The organism is Intestinimonas massiliensis (ex Afouda et al. 2020), assembly GCF_001244995.1.
GTDB classification, from domain to species: Bacteria; Bacillota; Clostridia; order Oscillospirales; family Oscillospiraceae; genus Intestinimonas; species Intestinimonas massiliensis.
In genome coordinates this window covers 867,344-883,411 of sequence record NZ_LN869529.1, presented here as the reverse complement: position 1 = coordinate 883,411, position 16,068 = coordinate 867,344, and the positions used below count along the sequence as shown (strand labels likewise).

The 16,068-nt window shown below is 62.5% G+C and carries 19 protein-coding genes; all 19 read right to left on the bottom strand.

Annotated features, from left to right (window positions below; translation table 11 throughout):
* Positions 1-4 precede the first annotated feature (4 nt).
* The 19 genes from BN2154_RS08235 to BN2154_RS08145 all read right to left on the bottom strand — a co-directional run bounded on the left by BN2154_RS08235 (position 5) and on the right by BN2154_RS08145 (position 16,023).
* A complete protein-coding gene (locus BN2154_RS08235) occupies positions 5-733 on the bottom strand; it encodes a Stp1/IreP family PP2C-type Ser/Thr phosphatase (protein ID WP_050618358.1) in 729 nt (242 codons plus the stop codon).
* A gap of 60 nt (positions 734-793) precedes the next feature.
* Positions 794-1,816, bottom strand: coding sequence for a dual-specificity RNA methyltransferase RlmN (gene rlmN, locus BN2154_RS08230; RefSeq protein ID WP_050618357.1), 1,023 nt, complete (start codon positions 1,814-1,816; stop codon positions 794-796).
* Positions 1,813-3,144 (bottom strand): 16S rRNA (cytosine(967)-C(5))-methyltransferase RsmB, encoded by a 1,332-nt coding sequence (rsmB, locus tag BN2154_RS08225; protein ID WP_094762558.1) that lies wholly within the window; start codon positions 3,142-3,144, stop codon positions 1,813-1,815. The genes rlmN and rsmB overlap by 4 nt, the downstream gene beginning before the upstream one ends.
* Before the next feature lie 10 nt (positions 3,145-3,154).
* Positions 3,155-3,856 carry a zinc metallopeptidase gene (locus tag BN2154_RS08220; RefSeq protein ID WP_094762421.1) on the bottom strand — a complete coding sequence of 234 codons (702 nt, stop codon included), beginning with the start codon at positions 3,854-3,856 and terminating at the stop codon, positions 3,155-3,157.
* A 16-nt stretch (positions 3,857-3,872) separates the two neighbouring features.
* The gene (fmt, locus tag BN2154_RS08215; protein WP_050618355.1) at positions 3,873-4,787 is read right to left on the bottom strand and encodes a methionyl-tRNA formyltransferase; all 915 of its coding nucleotides are present in this window, start codon (positions 4,785-4,787) and stop codon (positions 3,873-3,875) included.
* Positions 4,784-5,278 (bottom strand): peptide deformylase, encoded by a 495-nt coding sequence (gene def / locus BN2154_RS08210; protein WP_050618354.1) that lies wholly within the window; start codon positions 5,276-5,278, stop codon positions 4,784-4,786. Before def ends, fmt begins: the two co-directional genes overlap by 4 nt.
* A 14-nt stretch (positions 5,279-5,292) precedes the next feature.
* The gene (gene priA / locus BN2154_RS08205; RefSeq protein ID WP_242853719.1) at positions 5,293-7,773 is read right to left on the bottom strand and encodes a replication restart helicase PriA; all 2,481 of its coding nucleotides are present in this window, start codon (positions 7,771-7,773) and stop codon (positions 5,293-5,295) included.
* Positions 7,774-7,835: 62 nt separating this feature from the next.
* Positions 7,836-8,042, bottom strand: a complete 207-nt coding sequence (rpoZ, locus tag BN2154_RS08200) for a DNA-directed RNA polymerase subunit omega (RefSeq protein WP_050618353.1) — start codon at positions 8,040-8,042, stop codon at positions 7,836-7,838.
* 6 nt (positions 8,043-8,048) lie between these two features.
* Positions 8,049-8,660, bottom strand: a complete 612-nt coding sequence (gene gmk / locus BN2154_RS08195; RefSeq protein WP_050618352.1) for a guanylate kinase — start codon at positions 8,658-8,660, stop codon at positions 8,049-8,051.
* On the bottom strand, positions 8,660-8,932 hold the full coding sequence (gene remA, locus BN2154_RS08190) for an extracellular matrix/biofilm regulator RemA (protein ID WP_050618351.1): 273 nt from the start codon (positions 8,930-8,932) through the stop codon (positions 8,660-8,662). The genes gmk and remA overlap by 1 nt, the downstream gene beginning before the upstream one ends.
* A gap of 15 nt (positions 8,933-8,947) precedes the next feature.
* Positions 8,948-9,826, bottom strand: a complete 879-nt coding sequence (locus BN2154_RS08185) for a YicC/YloC family endoribonuclease (RefSeq protein WP_050618350.1) — start codon at positions 9,824-9,826, stop codon at positions 8,948-8,950.
* Between the two features lie 35 nt (positions 9,827-9,861).
* Complete coding sequence (locus BN2154_RS08180) at positions 9,862-10,392, bottom strand: hypothetical protein (protein WP_050618349.1); 531 nt, start codon at positions 10,390-10,392, stop codon at positions 9,862-9,864.
* 1 nt (position 10,393) lies between these two features.
* On the bottom strand, positions 10,394-10,996 hold the full coding sequence (locus BN2154_RS08175) for a J domain-containing protein (protein WP_050618348.1): 603 nt from the start codon (positions 10,994-10,996) through the stop codon (positions 10,394-10,396).
* On the bottom strand, positions 10,993-11,871 hold the full coding sequence (locus tag BN2154_RS08170) for a DUF5685 family protein (protein WP_050618347.1): 879 nt from the start codon (positions 11,869-11,871) through the stop codon (positions 10,993-10,995). The genes BN2154_RS08175 and BN2154_RS08170 overlap by 4 nt, the downstream gene beginning before the upstream one ends.
* Complete coding sequence (locus tag BN2154_RS08165) at positions 11,871-12,293, bottom strand: SoxR reducing system RseC family protein (RefSeq protein ID WP_050618346.1); 423 nt, start codon at positions 12,291-12,293, stop codon at positions 11,871-11,873. The genes BN2154_RS08170 and BN2154_RS08165 overlap by 1 nt, the downstream gene beginning before the upstream one ends.
* Before the next feature lie 8 nt (positions 12,294-12,301).
* Positions 12,302-13,558: a CdaR family protein gene (locus tag BN2154_RS08160; protein ID WP_050618345.1), complete on the bottom strand. Its 1,257-nt coding sequence runs from the start codon at positions 13,556-13,558 to the stop codon at positions 12,302-12,304.
* Positions 13,539-14,429 (bottom strand): diadenylate cyclase CdaA, encoded by an 891-nt coding sequence (gene cdaA, locus BN2154_RS08155; protein WP_094762419.1) that lies wholly within the window; start codon positions 14,427-14,429, stop codon positions 13,539-13,541. Before cdaA ends, BN2154_RS08160 begins: the two co-directional genes overlap by 20 nt.
* 221 nt (positions 14,430-14,650) lie before the next feature.
* Positions 14,651-15,772: an aminotransferase class V-fold PLP-dependent enzyme gene (locus BN2154_RS08150; protein ID WP_050618344.1), complete on the bottom strand. Its 1,122-nt coding sequence runs from the start codon at positions 15,770-15,772 to the stop codon at positions 14,651-14,653.
* Positions 15,769-16,023: a putative Se/S carrier protein gene (locus tag BN2154_RS08145; RefSeq protein ID WP_050618343.1), complete on the bottom strand. Its 255-nt coding sequence runs from the start codon at positions 16,021-16,023 to the stop codon at positions 15,769-15,771. The genes BN2154_RS08150 and BN2154_RS08145 overlap by 4 nt, the downstream gene beginning before the upstream one ends.
* Positions 16,024-16,068 lie beyond the last annotated feature (45 nt).

Here is a 16,068-nt window from a genome sequence, read left to right as displayed (position 1 = left end):
TTGGTCACATTTGAAGCAGGACCGCAGTCACGTTGTCCGGCGCCCCCCGGGAGAGTGCAATCTCCAGCAGACGCTGGCAGCAGTCCCCGGCCGCGCCGCCGTGGAGCACCTCATAGAGGATTTCCTGTTCCGTCACTACATTACTCAGTCCGTCGGAGCACAGCAGCAGCCAATCCCCCTCTTTGAGGGGCTGCCGGTAAAGGTCGGCCCGGAGCTGGGACTCGGAGCCCAGCGCCCGGGTAATGAGATTCTTCTGCGGATGCTGTCTGGCCTCTTCAGGCGTGATCCGGCCCTTGGCCACCAGGTCCTCTACCACCGAATGGTCCCGGGTCAGCCGTTGGATCCCCCCCGCGTTGACCAGATAGGCCCGGCTGTCTCCGATGTTAAGGAGATAGGCCATTTCCCCGATGACCAGCACGGCCACCATGGTGGTCCCCATTCCCCGGCACTCCGCGTCGATACCCGCGCGGAAGTGGACTGCCTGGTTGGCCTGTTCCGCCCCAAAGTTGAGCAGAGCCTCGGGGTCGGCCCGCCACTGATCCACGCTGCGCTCCCGCGCCGTGTCCAGAAAGGTGTCCACCGCCAGGCGGCTGGCTACATTGCCTGCTCTGGCGCCCCCCATACCGTCGCACACGATGCCCAGAGCCACGTCGGGCTGGGTAAGCTCTATGTGGAAATCATCCTGATTTTGCTGTCGGACCACACCCTTATCGGTGACGCCCCATATGTTCATGGTTAACCATTCCTTTCGCCGGTCCGGCCGGCCTTTCAATGAATGGACGTATGTCGGAAGTCAGCCCTCCTGCATGGCCTTGCGACGCAGTTGTCCGCAGGAGGCGTCGATGTCGCCGCCCAGCTTCCGCCGGACGGTGACGGTGATGCCGTGCCATTCCAGCCGTTTCTGAAATGCCGCTACCCGGCGGCTGGGCTTCAGCGGGCTCTCCTTCACCTCGTTGAGAGGGATCAGATTCACATGCCCCGGCGTGCCCTTCAGATGCCTGGCCAGCAGGTCGGCCTGCCAATCGCTGTCGTTCACACCGTCGATCATGGCGTACTCATAAGAGATGCGCCGGCCCGTCGTCTCAAAATAGCGGCGGCAGGCGGCAAAGAGCCGCTCCACCCCCACCGCCCGGTTTACCGGCATGATGCGAGACCGGGTCTCATCGTCCGGTGCGTGGAGGGACACCGATAAAGTCAATTGTAGCTTATAATCGGCCAGTTTGTCAATTTGATCGGCCAGACCGCAGGTAGACAGCGAGATGTGACGCATGCCGATGTTGAGCCCCTCCGGGTGGTTGACCAGTTCCAGAAACCGCAGTACCGTGTCAAGATTGTCCAGCGGCTCCCCAATGCCCATCAGCACGATGTTGGAAATGGGTACGCCGGAATCCAGTCCGGTAAAGAGCACCTGGTCCAGCATTTCAGCCGGTGTCAAGTCTCTTACCTTGCCGCCAAGCGTAGAGGCGCAGAAGGCACAGCCCATCCGGCAGCCTACCTGAGAGGATATGCATACAGTATTCCCATGATGATAACGCATCAAAACCGTTTCAATGCAGTTTCCGTCCTCCAGACGCCATAAATATTTGATGGTACCGTCCAGGGCGGAGACCTGCTTCCGGGCGACTTGAGGCCGGGTGATAAGGCATTCGGCCGCCAGCTTCTCCCGCAGGGCCTTGGAGAGGTTGGTCATCTCATCGAAGCTGCCCGCGCCCCTGTGGAGCCAGGTGAAGATCTGCTTGGCCCGGAAGGCGGGCTCTCCCCCTGTCTTGAGATAGGCGCCCATCTCCTCCAGGGTCATGGATTTCAAATCAATCATAGGCGCCTCCGTAATTTGGCGATGTAAAAGCCGTCTGTGCCATGGATATGCGGCCACAGGGTCAACCGCCCTCCCTCTACCGGCCCAATGGGGGCGGGAAGAGAAAAGGCTTCCGGCTGAAAATCGGGGTGGGCGTCCAGGAAGGCGTCCACCACCTCCCCGTTTTCCCGGGGCAGCAGCGTACAGGTGCAATACAGGAGGACGCCGCCCGGCCGGACATAGGCGGATACATTGTCCAGAATCGCCCGCTGTACAGCCGGCAGTCCCTCCAGCGGAGCGGGGTCCTTATAGCGGATGTCCGGCTTCTTACGGATGATGCCCAACCCGGAGCAGGGCACGTCGGCCATCACCAGATCAAAGGCGTTCTCATAGCCCGGCTTCCGGCTCCTGGCATCCAGCACGCCGGCCTGCACACAGGTGAGGCCCAGGCGTTTCGCCCCCGCCTCAATCAATTTTTTCTTATGCGGGTGGATGTCGCAGGAGAAGACCTCGCCCCTGTCTTCCATCGCGATGGCGGCAGCAAAGGACTTGCCGCCCGGCGCCGCACAGGCGTCCAGGACCCGCGTACCGGGCTCCGGGCCGGCCGCCAGCACCGCCAGCCGCGCGCCGGCGTCCTGGATATAAAACCGCCCCTCCTGAAAGGCGGCCAACCGCTCCAGATCCCCGCCTCCGGTGAGGGTGATGCAGTTGGGCAGCCATGGATGGGGCTCGGCCCGCAGCCCTGCGGCTTCCAGGGTCTCCAGCACCTGCTCGGACGTCGTCCGAACCGTATTGATCTGAGCCACCGTGGCCGGCTCCCCATTGTCCGCCGCCAGAAGACGCTCGGTTTCCTCCGACCCCAGCATGGACTGAAATGTGCGTACCAGCCAGAGAGGATGGCTGTACCGGATGGACAGATATTGGGCCTGGTCCTCCCGGTCGATGAGGGGCAGCCGTTCCAGATTACGGGCCGCCGTCCGCAGGATACCGTTGACCAGACCTGGGCTGCGGGGATTCTTGCTGTATTTCCGGGCCAGCTCCACCGACTCGTTCACTGCGGCGCTGGCAGGAATCTTGGTCAGAAAGGCCATCTGATAGATGCCCAGGCGCAGCGCGTTGAGCACCCGGTTTTCCAGCCGTTCCACCTTTACCGTGGAGAATTTCCCGATATAGAAGTCACAGAGCAGCTTGTTCTGAAGCACGCCGAAACAGAGCCGGGTGGCCAGCGCCGCATCCCGGCTGTCCAGTCCCGCCTCTCGGATGTTCTTTTTCAGGGCCAGGTCGGACCAGGCCCCCTGCTTTTCGCAGGCGGACAGGGTCACCAGGGCCACTTCACGGGCGCTCGGCACACCTGCCATATCAGTCTCGCCGCCTTCCGTTGAATGCCAGTACAAACCGCAGGAGCTGAGCCAGGGACACCAACAGCGCCGCCACATAGGTCATGGCGGCCGCGCTGAGTACCTTTCTGGCGCCTCGCAGCTCCTCATCGTCCAGCAGGTAGCCGCCCTCCAGACTCTCCACTGCCCGCCTAGAGGCGTTGAACTCCACAGGGAGGGTCACCACCTGGCCCAGCACCGCCACGCCAAAGAGGATGACCCCCAGGCCAAACAGGGGCTGGGAGTATAAAAACAGGCCGATGAGGATGAGGAGGATGGAGAGCTGAGAGCCGAAATTGCATACGGGTATGATGGCGTTTCGAAGCCGGATGGGTCCGTAGCCCACGGCGTACTGCACCGCGTGGCCCGCCTCATGGGCGGCTACGCCCATGGCGGCCACGCTGTTGGAGGCGTAGACCGCGTCGGACAAGCGGATCACATTGCTCCGCGGGTCGTAGTGATCGGTCAGCCTTCCTCTGACCCGCTCAATGCGCACATCGGTGACGCCGTGTTGCCGCAGCACCGCCTCGGCCGCCTGGGCGCCGGTATAGCCCCTTGCGCTGCGCACCCGGTCATAGCGGTTAAAGGTAGAGGAAACCTTGAGCTGGGCGAACAGGGCGATCAGCATGGCGGGGACCAGGATCATCCAGTAGTAGGGATCGTAGCCATAGAAAAAGTAGGGCAAGGCAAACGCCTCCTTGTCAGTTCAGCGGGTGGCCCCGCAGATAATCCGCCGCCTTCATCCGTTTTCCGCCATCAGCCTGGAGCTCGTCGATGTGGAGCACCGTGCCACCGCCGCAGGCAATGTCGATCCCCCGCTTCCCCGCCTCCAGGATGGTGCCGGGGGCCGCATCGGTGGTTTGGAGGGGAAGGTCAGTGGAAAAGACTTTACAGCGGATGCCGCCGAACTCCGCCACCGCAGCGGGCCAGGGCAACAGGCCCCGGACCTGGTCGTGGAGCGTCCGGGCCGGTTTGCTCCAGTCCATGGGAGACAGCTCGCGGGACAGCATGGGAGCATAGGTGGAGTCCGCCTCGTCCTGGGGCGTCCGGGCGGCGGTCCCCGCCCCGATTGCCTCCACGGCGGAGACCAGCAGCTCTGCACCCAACTCCGCCAGTCGGGCTGTGAGCGTCGGGGCCGTCTCGTCCGCGCCGATGGGAGTGGACGCCTGGGCAATGATGTCGCCTGCGTCCAGCGCGGGGGCCATATGCATGATGGTGACGCCGGTGACGGCCTCGCCGTTGAGAATGGCCCAGTTGATGGGGGCGGCCCCCCGGTATTTGGGCAGCAGGGACGAGTGGACGTTGATGCAGCCCTTGACGGGATAGTCCAAAATCTCAGAGGGCAGGATCTTACCGTAGGCCGCCACCACGATGAGCTCCGGGTCCAGCTCCCGGAGATACCCCAGTGCCTCCCCATCCCGCATCTTTGCGGGCTGGAACACGGGGATTTCATGGGAAAGGGCACATACCTTTACAGGACTTGGCAGCAGCTTCATTCCCCTGTTCTTGGGTTTGTCCGGCTGGGTAAAGACGCCACAGACAGTATGCCCCGCTCCCAGAAGGGCATTCAGAGAGGGCACCGCAAATTCCGGCGTGCCCATAAAGAGGATCTTCACTGGCCCTCCTCCTCCAGCATCTCATCCAGCTCCTCCTGGGTATAGAGCCGGTCTGCCAGCTCGGTGAACAGATGCCCGTCCAGATGGTCGATCTCGTGGCAGAAGCAGCGGGCCACGATGCCCTCTCCCTCCGCCTCAAAGGTCTGACCGCTGCGGTCCTGCGCCCGGACCCGGACCTGCATGGGCCGCTCCACCATGCCCCACATCCCGGGGACGCTGAGGCAGCCCTCCAGGCCGTCCTGGACCGTTTCGGAGCGGGAGATGATCTCCGGGTTTACCAGCTCCAGCATCTCCCCCTTGCCATCCACTACGATGACGCAGCGGCGGAGAATGCCCACCTGGGGCGCCGCCAATCCCGCGCCGCCCGCCTGCTCCAAAGTTTCCTTCAGATCGTCCAGCAGGTCATGAAGGCGTCCGTCAAAGCCGGTGACGGGCCGGGACTTTTTGCGGAGAACCGGGTCCTTATCCGTCAAAATCTTTCTCAAAGCCATGTTTCTATCCTCCGTTAATCGTATGGATTGACGTCCGCAAACACGGAGACGCCTTTGTTTTCCCTGTCGCTGTGGGCTGCGTACAGCAGATGGGACAGCAGCGCGCGCACCTGTCTGGTATTTTTGCAGCACAGGGTAAGCCGGTAGCGGTAGCGGTTGTTCACCTTGGCCACCGATGCCGGGGCCGGTCCCAGCAGTCTGGGGCCCAGCGCCGCCAGCTCCGGCCGGCGCAGCCAGTCCTCCAGCCCCAGGCGCAGACGCATGCAGGTCCGGAGCACCGCCGCCTCGTCCACCCCGGAAGCGGTGAGGACGAACAGGTCCTGAAAGGGTGGGCGCCCCATGAGCTTCCGAAAGCCGATCTCCTGCTCATAGAAGCTGTCGTAATCCTGGGCGGCGGCAAACCGGATGACCTCGTTGTCGGGGGTATAAGTCTGGATGACCGCCCGGCCCGCCTTTTCACCCCGACCCGCCCGGCCTACCACCTGGGTCAGCAGGGAGAAGGTCCGCTCCCCCGCCCGGAAGGAGTCCACATAGAGGGCCAGATCTGCTGCGATCACGCCCACCAGGGTGACGTTCTCAAAATCCAGCCCCTTGGCGACCATCTGGGTCCCCACCAGGATGGGAATCTTTTCCCGCTCAAACCGGGAGAGCATGGCCTCGTGGGATTGGGTGGCGGTGACGGTATCGGTGTCCATGCGGAGGACTTCCACGCCGGGGAACCGCTCCTGGAGCTCCTCCTGGACCCGCTGGGTGCCGATGCCGATGAAGTTGAGGCCGCCGCCGCACGCCGGGCAGGCCGGAGGCAGCTTTTCTGAATGGCCGCAGTGGTGGCACATCAGGCGGCCATTGGCGGAGTGGTAGGTGAGGTAGGCCGAGCACCGGGGGCAGGTGGGCGCCGCACCGCACTCCCCGCAGGACACCATCCGGCTGGCCCCCCGCCGGTTGAGGAACAGGATGCTCTGTTCCCCCCGCTCCAGGTTGGCCATCAGCTCCCGGTGGAGCAAGGCGCTGATGGGGCCCCCGTTGCCGCGGCGCAGCTCATCCTTCAGATCGGTGATATAGACCCGGGGCAGTGCCCGTTCGTTGTAGCGCCGGGTCAGAGACACCATATGGTAGACCCCGGTTTTGGCCAGGTACATCGTTTCCACCGACGGGGTGGCCGAGCCCAGCACCAGTAGGCCCCCGCCCTTGGCACAGCGGTATTTTGCCACGTCCCGGGCGTGGTATCGGGGGGTATTCTCCGATTTGTAGCTGGCCTCCTGTTCCTCGTCCAAAATAATGAGGCCCAGATTCCGCAGCGGCGCAAACACCGCAGAACGGGTGCCCAGCACCACCCGGGCCGCTCCGGACCGAACCCGCTTCCACTCGTCGTACCGCTCCCCCGCCCGCAGGGAGCTGTGGAGCACCGCCACGTCCGGGCCAAAGTGGGAGGAAAAAATATGCAGGAGCTGTGGTGTCAGCGCGATCTCCGGCACCAGCACCAGGGCGGTCTGTCCCCGCTTCAGCGCGGCGCGGATGAGCTGGATATAAACCTGAGTCTTGCCGCTGCCCGTCACACCATAAAGCAGAGCCACGGCGGCCTGCTTGCTACGGGCCAGGGTGTCCAGCGCCGCAAAGGCCGCTTGCTGCTGGTCATTGAGGACCGGGGGAGCGGCGGGCTCGGACTCTTCCGGCACCGCGCGGCGGAAGACCTCTCTCTTTTGCAACGTCAGAATGCCGCTTTTGGCCAGAGAGCGCAGAGTCGCGCTGGATGCGCCGGTAAAGTAACAGATCTCCTTGGAGGACGCGCAGCCGATGCCGCACAGGAGCTCCACCACCGCATAGCGGAGAGGTGCGGATTTCCGCTTTGGCGTTACCAGCGATAGTGCCTCCTCGGCGGGCATGGCCAGCGCGGCCACCTGCTCGGTCTTATCACCCACGCCTCGGGCGGCGCTGGTCTCCAGCGTCAGAATGCCTCGCTCCACAAGCTGGCGTAGAGTCGGATTGAGGTCCTTGCCCTCAAAGGCCGCACGGATATCCGTGCGCTCGGCGGAACCCCCGCAGGCCCAGAGCATATCCAACAGCCGCCGAGCGGGCTCGGAGCGGCCCACGGCCTGGTAGGATTTCTCCCTGTCGATCCCTTCCGCAATGCGATAGCTGTCGTGCAGAGAGAACCACAGCCCCGCCGGGAGCATGGCCCGGACCGCCTCATAGACCGTGCAGAAAAAGCGCTCCCGCATCCACAGGGCTAGCCGGATTCCCTCCCGGTCCAGTACCGGGGCCTCGTCCAGCAGCGACACCAGGGACTTGAGCCTCTTCTCCGTGGCGGAGGCCTGACCCGTGGTCAGTATGATCCCCTCCGTCCGCCGGTTTCCGGCTCCAAAGGGTACGATGACCCGGACGCCCGGACAGGCGCCTTCTTCCAGTTCGGGAGGAATCCGATAATCATAGGGCTTGTCGATGGCGTAGGTCACGGCGGAGAGCGCCACCCGTGCAATGCGTGCCGGTTCTGTCACGCGCTTCCCCCCTGTCTCCACAAAAGGCAAGCGCCGTGTCTGTCCGGCACTTGCCTTTCCTTTCATTGCGCCTGCGGCACCGTCTCGCCGGTCACCTTGCCGTCGGCCACTTCACGGATAGCGATGGATACCGGCTTGTCCTCCAGCGGATAGCCCTCATCCTCGGCCTCGGCGGCAATTTCGCGGGCTCGGTGGGCCACCACGTTCACCAGCTGATACCGGCTGGGCACCTGTTTGAGCAGATCGTTCATTGCGGGATAGAGCATCATAAGTCATTACACTCCTTCTACAAGATGAATGCGGTTTCTGGTTCGGCAGCCCTCTGCGACCAGGATGGAGATGATCTCCGCAGCCGCTTCGGATACCTTGTCATTGACCACCAGATAATCGTAGTGGGGAATTTCCTTATATTCCTCCCTCGCCTTCTGGAGCCGCCCGGCGATCACGTCCTCACCATCGGTGTGGCGGCCGTGGAGACGGCGGGAGAGCTCCTCAAAGGAGGGCGGAATGATGAAAATGAGAACTGCCTCCGGACACTTGGCGCGGACCTTGGCGGCGCCCTGCACCTCAATGTCCAGCAATACGTCGATCCCGGCGGCCAGCTTCTCCTCGATGACCTTCAGAGAAGTGCCGTAGTAATTGCCTACATACTCCGCGTGCTCCAGCAGCTCGCCGTCGGCGATCATCCGCTCAAACTCCGGCCGATCCACAAAATTGTAGTTAACGCCGTTGGCCTCTCCCACCCGGGGCTGTCGGGTGGTGAAGGAGACGGAGAAGTGGATGTCCTGCCGCTGGCCCAACAGCTCTGAGATGACGGTGCTCTTTCCCACGCCGGAGGGGCCGGAGAGAACAATCAACTGTCCCCGCGCCTTTTTCCGAAATGGCATCAGTCCTCCCCCTCCTCTTCCGCGGCCTCTGCGGCCTCACGGGCGCCCAAGCGCCCGGCCACGGTCTCCGGCTGGATGGCCGAGAGGACGATGTGGTCACTGTCCATGACCAGAACGGCGCGGGTCCGCCGCCCATAGGTGGCGTCGATCAGGACGCCGCGGTCCCGGGCCTCCTGGATCATGCGCTTAATGGGCGCAGACTCCGGACTGACAATGGCAATCAGCCGCCCGGCCGATACCATGTTGCCAAATCCAATATTGATCAGCTTCATGTGCTCCGCCCCTCTTTACTCCAGGTTCTGAATCTGCTCACGGATCTTTTCAATCTCCGCTTTGATGTCGATCACCTTTTTGGAGGTCTCAATATCATTGCATTTTGAGCCGATGGTGTTGGCCTCGCGGTTGAATTCCTGAATGAGGAAGTCCAGCTTTCGGCCCACCGGTACGTCCAGCTCCAGCATCTCCCGAAGCTGGGACAGATGGCTGCGCAGACGCACCGTCTCTTCATCCACGGCCACCTTATCGGCAAAAATGGCGGCCTCCGTGAGGATGCGGCTTTCGTCAATCTGAGTATTTTGGAGCACATCCCTCATTTTAGCCTCCAAGCGGGCCCGGTATTCCGAAACCGTTTTGGGCGACTGCTCCTCCACGAAGGAGGTGAGGCGGCCAATGGTCTCTGCCCGGGAGAGGATATCCTCCCGCAGCTTCTGCCCCTCACGCTCCCGCATGGCGCTGAAGTCGGCCAGGGCCAGATCCAGCACCTGACAGATATCCGCCGCCACGGTCTCCACGTCCTCCTGCGCCTTTTCCACCAGGAGCACGTCCTGGAACCGGGACAGCAGGGATACCGAGAGATCGTCCCGCAGGCCGTAGGCGTCGCGCAGCTCCGTCAGCGCCGCATAGTAGCCGTCTGCCACCGGACGATTCACCGAGACGGAAACGCTGTCCGCCTTGGAGCTGTCGATGCTGACGAATACGTCTACCTTGCCACGGGAGATGCTGGTCTGGACCCGGGTCTTGATGGCGTCCTCGGCAAAGACATACAGCCGGGGCATTTTAATGGAGCAGTCCAGATAGCGGTTATTGACCGAGCGAACCTCCACCGTGATGGTGCGCTCATGCAGGACCGCCTCTCCTCTGCCATAACCGGTCATACTTTTGACCATATGCGGTCCCCCCTTTCTCTTTCTTCCATCGTATGTTATAAGCGTCCCTTCCGCAGGACCCGGTCGATCCGCCGGCCGTAGAAGGAGATGACCTGTGAAAACCCAAAATCATAGAGCAGAAACACCACATTTCCGCCCGCGTAAACCAGCCACAGGGCCTGACCCGCCGCCGGCAGCGCTGAGAGCAGGACGGCCCGCAGGCCAAACCAAAAAACGGTGAGCACTCCGTTGAAAAAGACCAGCTTCAAAAGCAGCTCCAGCGGCAGTCTACGCAGGCGCTCAACGGCATACTTGACGATGGGATAGAGTCCGAAAAAGAGCAGGTACAGCAAAGCGCCGCCCTTGTCCGGCAGCAGGATCAGGGCCAAAATACCCGTGCCCGCATAACACAGCACTCCGGCGCCCACCCCGCTGGACACCACAGCCGCCGCCGGGGTCAGTCCTGCCAGAGCCACAATACCCATCCGTCCCGTGGGCAGGAGCGCGGACAGATAGAGCAGAATCAGGGACACAGCGGCCAGAACGGCGGTCAGCGCCACCCGGTATACGCCACGGCTCCCCCTCATGTCAGTGCCCACAGCCGCCGCACAGGCAGTTCATACACAGCATGGTGGTGCAGCAGTCGCAGCTATCCATTCCCATGCCGTAGCCGGCGGGCCGGTAGGCCTGTCCCCCCTGCTGCATCATGTTGTATGCCTGGCGGTACTCCGGGTTGCCCGGTTCCATGTTGCAGGCGATTTGAAATTGCTGCATGGCCTCGTCCAGCCAGCCCTTCCGATAGGCGATGCTCCCCATCAGGAAATGCCACTCGCCGTCTTGGCGGGTCACTGTGTTCAAGAGCTGTTCCGCCTGCCCCAGATTGCCCAGATTGATGGCCTGGCGGACTCTGGCGTACACGCTGCCGCCGGAATAGGAGGCGCTCTGCTGCTGGTATCCGCCCTGATAGGAGCCCTGAGTTTGATATGCTCCGGCCGAGCCGCCGCTGCGCATCTTGGTGATGGCGTCGTACGCCTCATTGATCTCCTTCATCTTCTCTTCCGCCAGATCAGCCAGGGGATTGTTCTGGTAGTTATCGGGATGGTACTTCCGGGCCAGCTCCCGGTAAGCGCGCTTAATCTCTTCGTCACTGGCATTCGAGCTGACGCCCAACACGCTGTATGGATCGTTCATGTCTCGTGTCTCCCACCTAATCGATTCTTCAGACGTCTCCAACGTCCGGTAAAGACCGCCTCCTCCACCATGGGGAGGCCCAGATACAGGATATTTGCCAATATATCGCTCCAACATCCAAAGTCCGCCAGGCTGTATGCCGAGGCAGCCAAATTCAGCGAGTGCCGCAGCGTGGTCCGCAGCTCGTCTCCGTGGTTCTCCGGCCCATCGGGCCAGCGGGCCGCCGCTGGATTGTAGGCTCCGCTCTCCCGATCCTCCTGCAGATCGTCCCAGGCGTCCGTCAGGTAGATCCAGCGGCCCACATGGTAGAGCATCTGCGCCACCGCCCGGTCCCGGTCCGGCGGCCCAGCCGCCGGGGCCGCGCCCTGCAGGATGCGTGCAAAGGTGTCCGCCGTCCGGTCCAGGGACGGTGAGCCCGCCCGCTCCAGCGCCTGAAGCTCCTCCAAGCAGGCCACCACCTGTCGGTCAAAGTCCGGGACCCGGGCGGCGGCCTTCCGATAGGACGGGCGGAGCAGCAGCGACAGGAGCCGTGCGAAAATTCCCTTCCAAAAAGAGCGGTCCGCCACGCTGTCCCGCAGCTTCCAATAGGTCAGGATAACGCTCTCGTCCGCCGCGCGTTCCAGCGCCTGTCCGCCCTGGCAGGACGGCTTGCCCCGGAGCGGACAGGCCATACACCGTCGTCTGTGGATGACCGGTGGTGCTTTCCCGCCGTCCAGCACCATCACCAGGAATACAAAATCATAATTGAGGAACATCCGGGGAAGGAGCCCGTACCGCCGCCCCAGGGTGTGGCACAGGCCGCAGTAGACCGCCTGATAGGCCTCCCAGTCGCGGACCTTCAACTCATCCTTCCGCGGGCGTACATATCCGAACATCAGGCCCCTTTGATCTGAATGATGCGGAAGGTCATAGACCGGCTGCGCTTGAGGCGCCGGTCCACCAGAATGAGGATGCCGACGCTCAGAGCAAAGGCCAGGGCGGCCGTGCCGATGGAGCCCAGTTCGGACAGGTGCAGGAGCTGCCCCATTACATAACCGAGCACCAGCAGGACCATGGGCAGCAGGTACATGATCGCCGCCAGGCCAATGACCGGGGCGCTGTCGCTTTCTACCAGTACGGTGTCCCCCACATGGGCGCCCACCCGGTTATCCGCATCGGCCATCACGGTGGGAAGAGCCGCCGTGGGGGTGCAGCCGCCGCACTTGGAGCAGTCGTGGCTGCAAGCCCCTTTCCGAACCACCGCCACCCTGGCCTGTCCGTTGGAATAAATTTCTTTTACTTGCGCTACTTGTGTCATGGTGCCTCCTACGATGCCGCCGTCACCTTGATGACGATGGAATACTCGCCAACGACGCCGCACTTGCCGTCGCCGTCCAGATAGATCTTGACTTTTTGATTGAACTGCCCGGGCATCTGTGCGGCGTCCTGAAGGTCTGCCACCACCCGGAGCTGATAGGCCTCCACCGAATCCAGCAGCTCCGCCGGGCCGCGCACCTGTACCTGTAGGGACTGGGTGACCTTTTCCACATCCACGCCCGCAGGCTTATTGATGATCTCGATGTCGTTGGTCTCCAGCGTCCGGGTCTCCAGTCCGCTGACCTTCACCTTGACGGTGACCTTGGTCATACCGCTGTCGTTGGTCAGCGCCGGGTCCAGGACCAGGTTGAACTCATAGGTGTCCTTCAACTCAGACAGATCAATCTCGCCCACAATCTTGGTGCTGCCCTCCAGGGGCTGGATGTCCTCGGCCGCGCCGGAGATGGAAATGCTGTCCGGGGAGAGCTCGTAGCTCACCACGTCGTTGAAGTTGTCCGCCGTGACGCCGCCTCCATAGACAAATCGAACGTCCAGAGGCAGGTCCAGGGTCATATAGACGGGCAGAACCACGCTGGCCGACTCCGCGTCTGTGACGATATCGGAGCCGTCCACCTCGCTGCCCTCGGCATCAATGAAGGTAATGCTCAGCTCGCCGGTATAGGTTTCAGACAGGTCCTGGCGGGAAACGGTGACTTGGGCGTGATCCACATTCTTGATCAGCTCTTCCGGACCCTTGATCTCCACGGTGGATGGGGTGATGATGAAGTCCCCGACGCGGAAGCCCTCCGCCACCGTGCCGGTAAAGTTGCCCCTGACCTCCACCTGTTTGTTCATCATCCGTTCGATCAGGAGCTGGACGGTGTAGCTCTCCTGGTCCTGGACTGCGACGGAGCCGCCGGTGGCCGTGTAGGGCACGGTCACCTTACACTGGAATTCCTTCTCCCCCGCCGATTGGACGTCCGCCACATCTACTGAAACGGTGATGCTGTCCTTGTCGCTTTTGATACGGCTGATGGCGTTCCGGTTGCCGTATACTTTCAGATCGACGGCCAGCTCGGAAGAGGGTGCGATCATCAGGCCGCGGCTGGTCAGGACGTCCTCGTTGACGATGGTCACCGGGACATTGTAGATGGTCGCGCTGGTAGTGGAGTTTACCTCGACCGTCACATAAAACCACAGCCCGATGGCGATGAGGATGGCGAGGACGATATTAAAGGCCTTGCTGTCAGTGATTCGTTTCCCCATCGTCACTTTCACCTTTTTTCGACTTGAATAGATTGGCCAGTACCGAGGGCTTGGCCGGTTCCTGCTCGGGCATCAGCTCGTTTTCCATCAGGCGCTCCAGCGTCTCGGGCGCCAAATGCCGCTTGAGCATCCCGTTGACCGCCACGGAGATGGAGCCGGTCTCCTCTGAGACGATGGCCACCACCGCGTCGGAGTTCTCGCTCATGCCGATCCCCGCCCGGTGGCGCATTCCCAGGTCCTTGGACAAATTGGTGTTCCCGGACAGGGGGAGCACACAGCCGGCGCCGACGATACGACCGTTGCGCACGATTACCGCTCCGTCGTGGAGCGGCGCTTTGTTCCAGAAAAGGTTTTTCAGCAGCTCTGAGGAGACGCTGCAGTCCAGCACCGTGCCGGTCTTGATGATGTCATCCAGAGGGGTTTTACGCTCAAAGACCATGAGCGCGCCCACCTTGTCCCGGGAAAGAGCGGTATAGGCCGCCACGGTCTGGCCAATGGCATCCTCAATCTCGGAGGGGATCTCCTCCTTGCTGAACATGTCCCCCAGCCGGCTACTGCCCACCTGCTCGAGAAAACGGCGGATCTCCGGCTGGAATACCACCACCAGGGCCAACAGACCCAGCTCCACCGTCTTGCTCAAAATGAAATTGACGACGTTCAGCCGGAAAGCATTGGACAGGACAAGGGCGGCCAGCAGCAATACGATTGCCTTGGCCACCTGAGCGCCCCGGCTGTGCCGCACCAGCAGCAGCATCCGGTAGGCGATATAGGCGATGATGGCGATGTCGATGATATCGCTGATGGTGATCATCTGGATCTGGTTCCGGATGTTCACGAACAGTTGACCCGCCGCTGCAAAGAACGTGTCCATTTCCAAAGTCTCCCACAAAAACCGAATGCGCCGGGACGGCGCTTTAGCTGTTCCTGGAGCCAGCCACAAAAAGCTGTCCTCCATTTGAATTATTATACTTGATTCAGTGGGAAATGGCAATACGGCGCCCCATTAATTTTCCCTTAAATTCCGAAGAGAACAGGAGAAAATGGACGCGCGAAGGCGCACGGCGGAGCGCCGTGCGCCTGACGATGGGACTGCTATTTTCCAAGCCGCGCCACAGCCGCCGCGAGCTGGTCGGCCTCTTTGCCGTGGTTGAAGGCGGAGAAGCTGGCCCGCACGGTCCCCGCCTTGAGGGTCCCGGCAGAGCGGTGCGCCAGCGGGGCGCAGTGGAGTCCTGCCCGGACGGCAATCCCCATGCCGCCCAGGGTCTCCCCCACCTCCTCGCAGTCCATCCCTTCCATCTGGAAGGAGAGGACGCCCGACTGGCAGAACAGGCCCCGGGCGGCATAGACCCGAACCCCCGGCAGAGCAGAGAGCTGCTCCGCCGCTCGGGCGGCCAGCCTGCGCTCGTGATCCAGGATCTTCTCCTCCCCCTGGCTGCGTACGAACCGCAGGCCCTCCAGCAGTCCGGCCACACCGGCGATGTTCTGGGTCCCCGCCTCCAGCCGGTCGGGCAGAAAATCCGGCATATCCTGCCGGATGGACACCGAACCTGTTCCGCCCCGCAGAATGGGGGCGGTCTCGTGATTGCACAGCAGCAGCCCGGTCCCCTGCGGTCCGTAAAGGCCCTTATGGCCGGGCATGGCGATGAAAGCCGCCCCCAGCTCATCCAGGTGCACCGGTAGGCAGCCGGCGGACTGGGAGGCATCCAGAATCAGAGGTACGCCCCTTCTGGCGCACAGGGCGGAGATCTCAGCCACCGGCAGCACATAGCCAAAGACGTTGGAGACATGGTTGCATACGACTGCGGAGACCTCCGGGGTCAGCAGCCGCTGGAACTGGTACAGGATGGTCTCCGGCTGAAACAGGGGCGAGGCGGCCACCTTCACCTTGACGTTTGGGATTGCGGCCAGAGGCCGCGTGACGGCGTTGTGCTCGTAGCCGGAAATCAGCACGGTGTCCCCCGGCTTGACCAGGGACTGAATGGCGATGTTGAGCCCATGGGTGGCGTTGAAGGTCAGTACCACATTGTCGGGCTCCCCCACGTGAAACAGCTCCGCCGCCGCCTGGCGGCAGGCGAAGGCAGTCTCCGCGGCCAGCATGGCAGGTTGGTGTCCGCCCCGTCCGGGCGTGGCCATGTGGTTGACCGCATAGGCGCTAGCACTGGCCACGGCGGTCGGTTTTTGCAGCGTGGTAGCGGCGGCGTCCAGGTAGATCATAGATCCACCTCCCGGTAGCTTCCGTCTGCTTCCGTCATATAGATTCGCTTGGGGGGCAGGTAGGCGCGGTTGAGGAGCACCAACGCGTCGGATAGACGGCGCTCGGACACCTTCACCGCGTGGCTGCAGCCTTCGCCCGCGATACTTTTGGGAGAGCGGAGAATGCGCGCGGTGATGCCCGCCCGCTCCAGAACGGAGGCCGTCCGCTGGGCATAGGTCAGGGAACGGCAGACGATGAGATAATAGACCATTGGCATGACACTCCTCTCTTGCCCAGTGTATGCCGCAGGACTGGC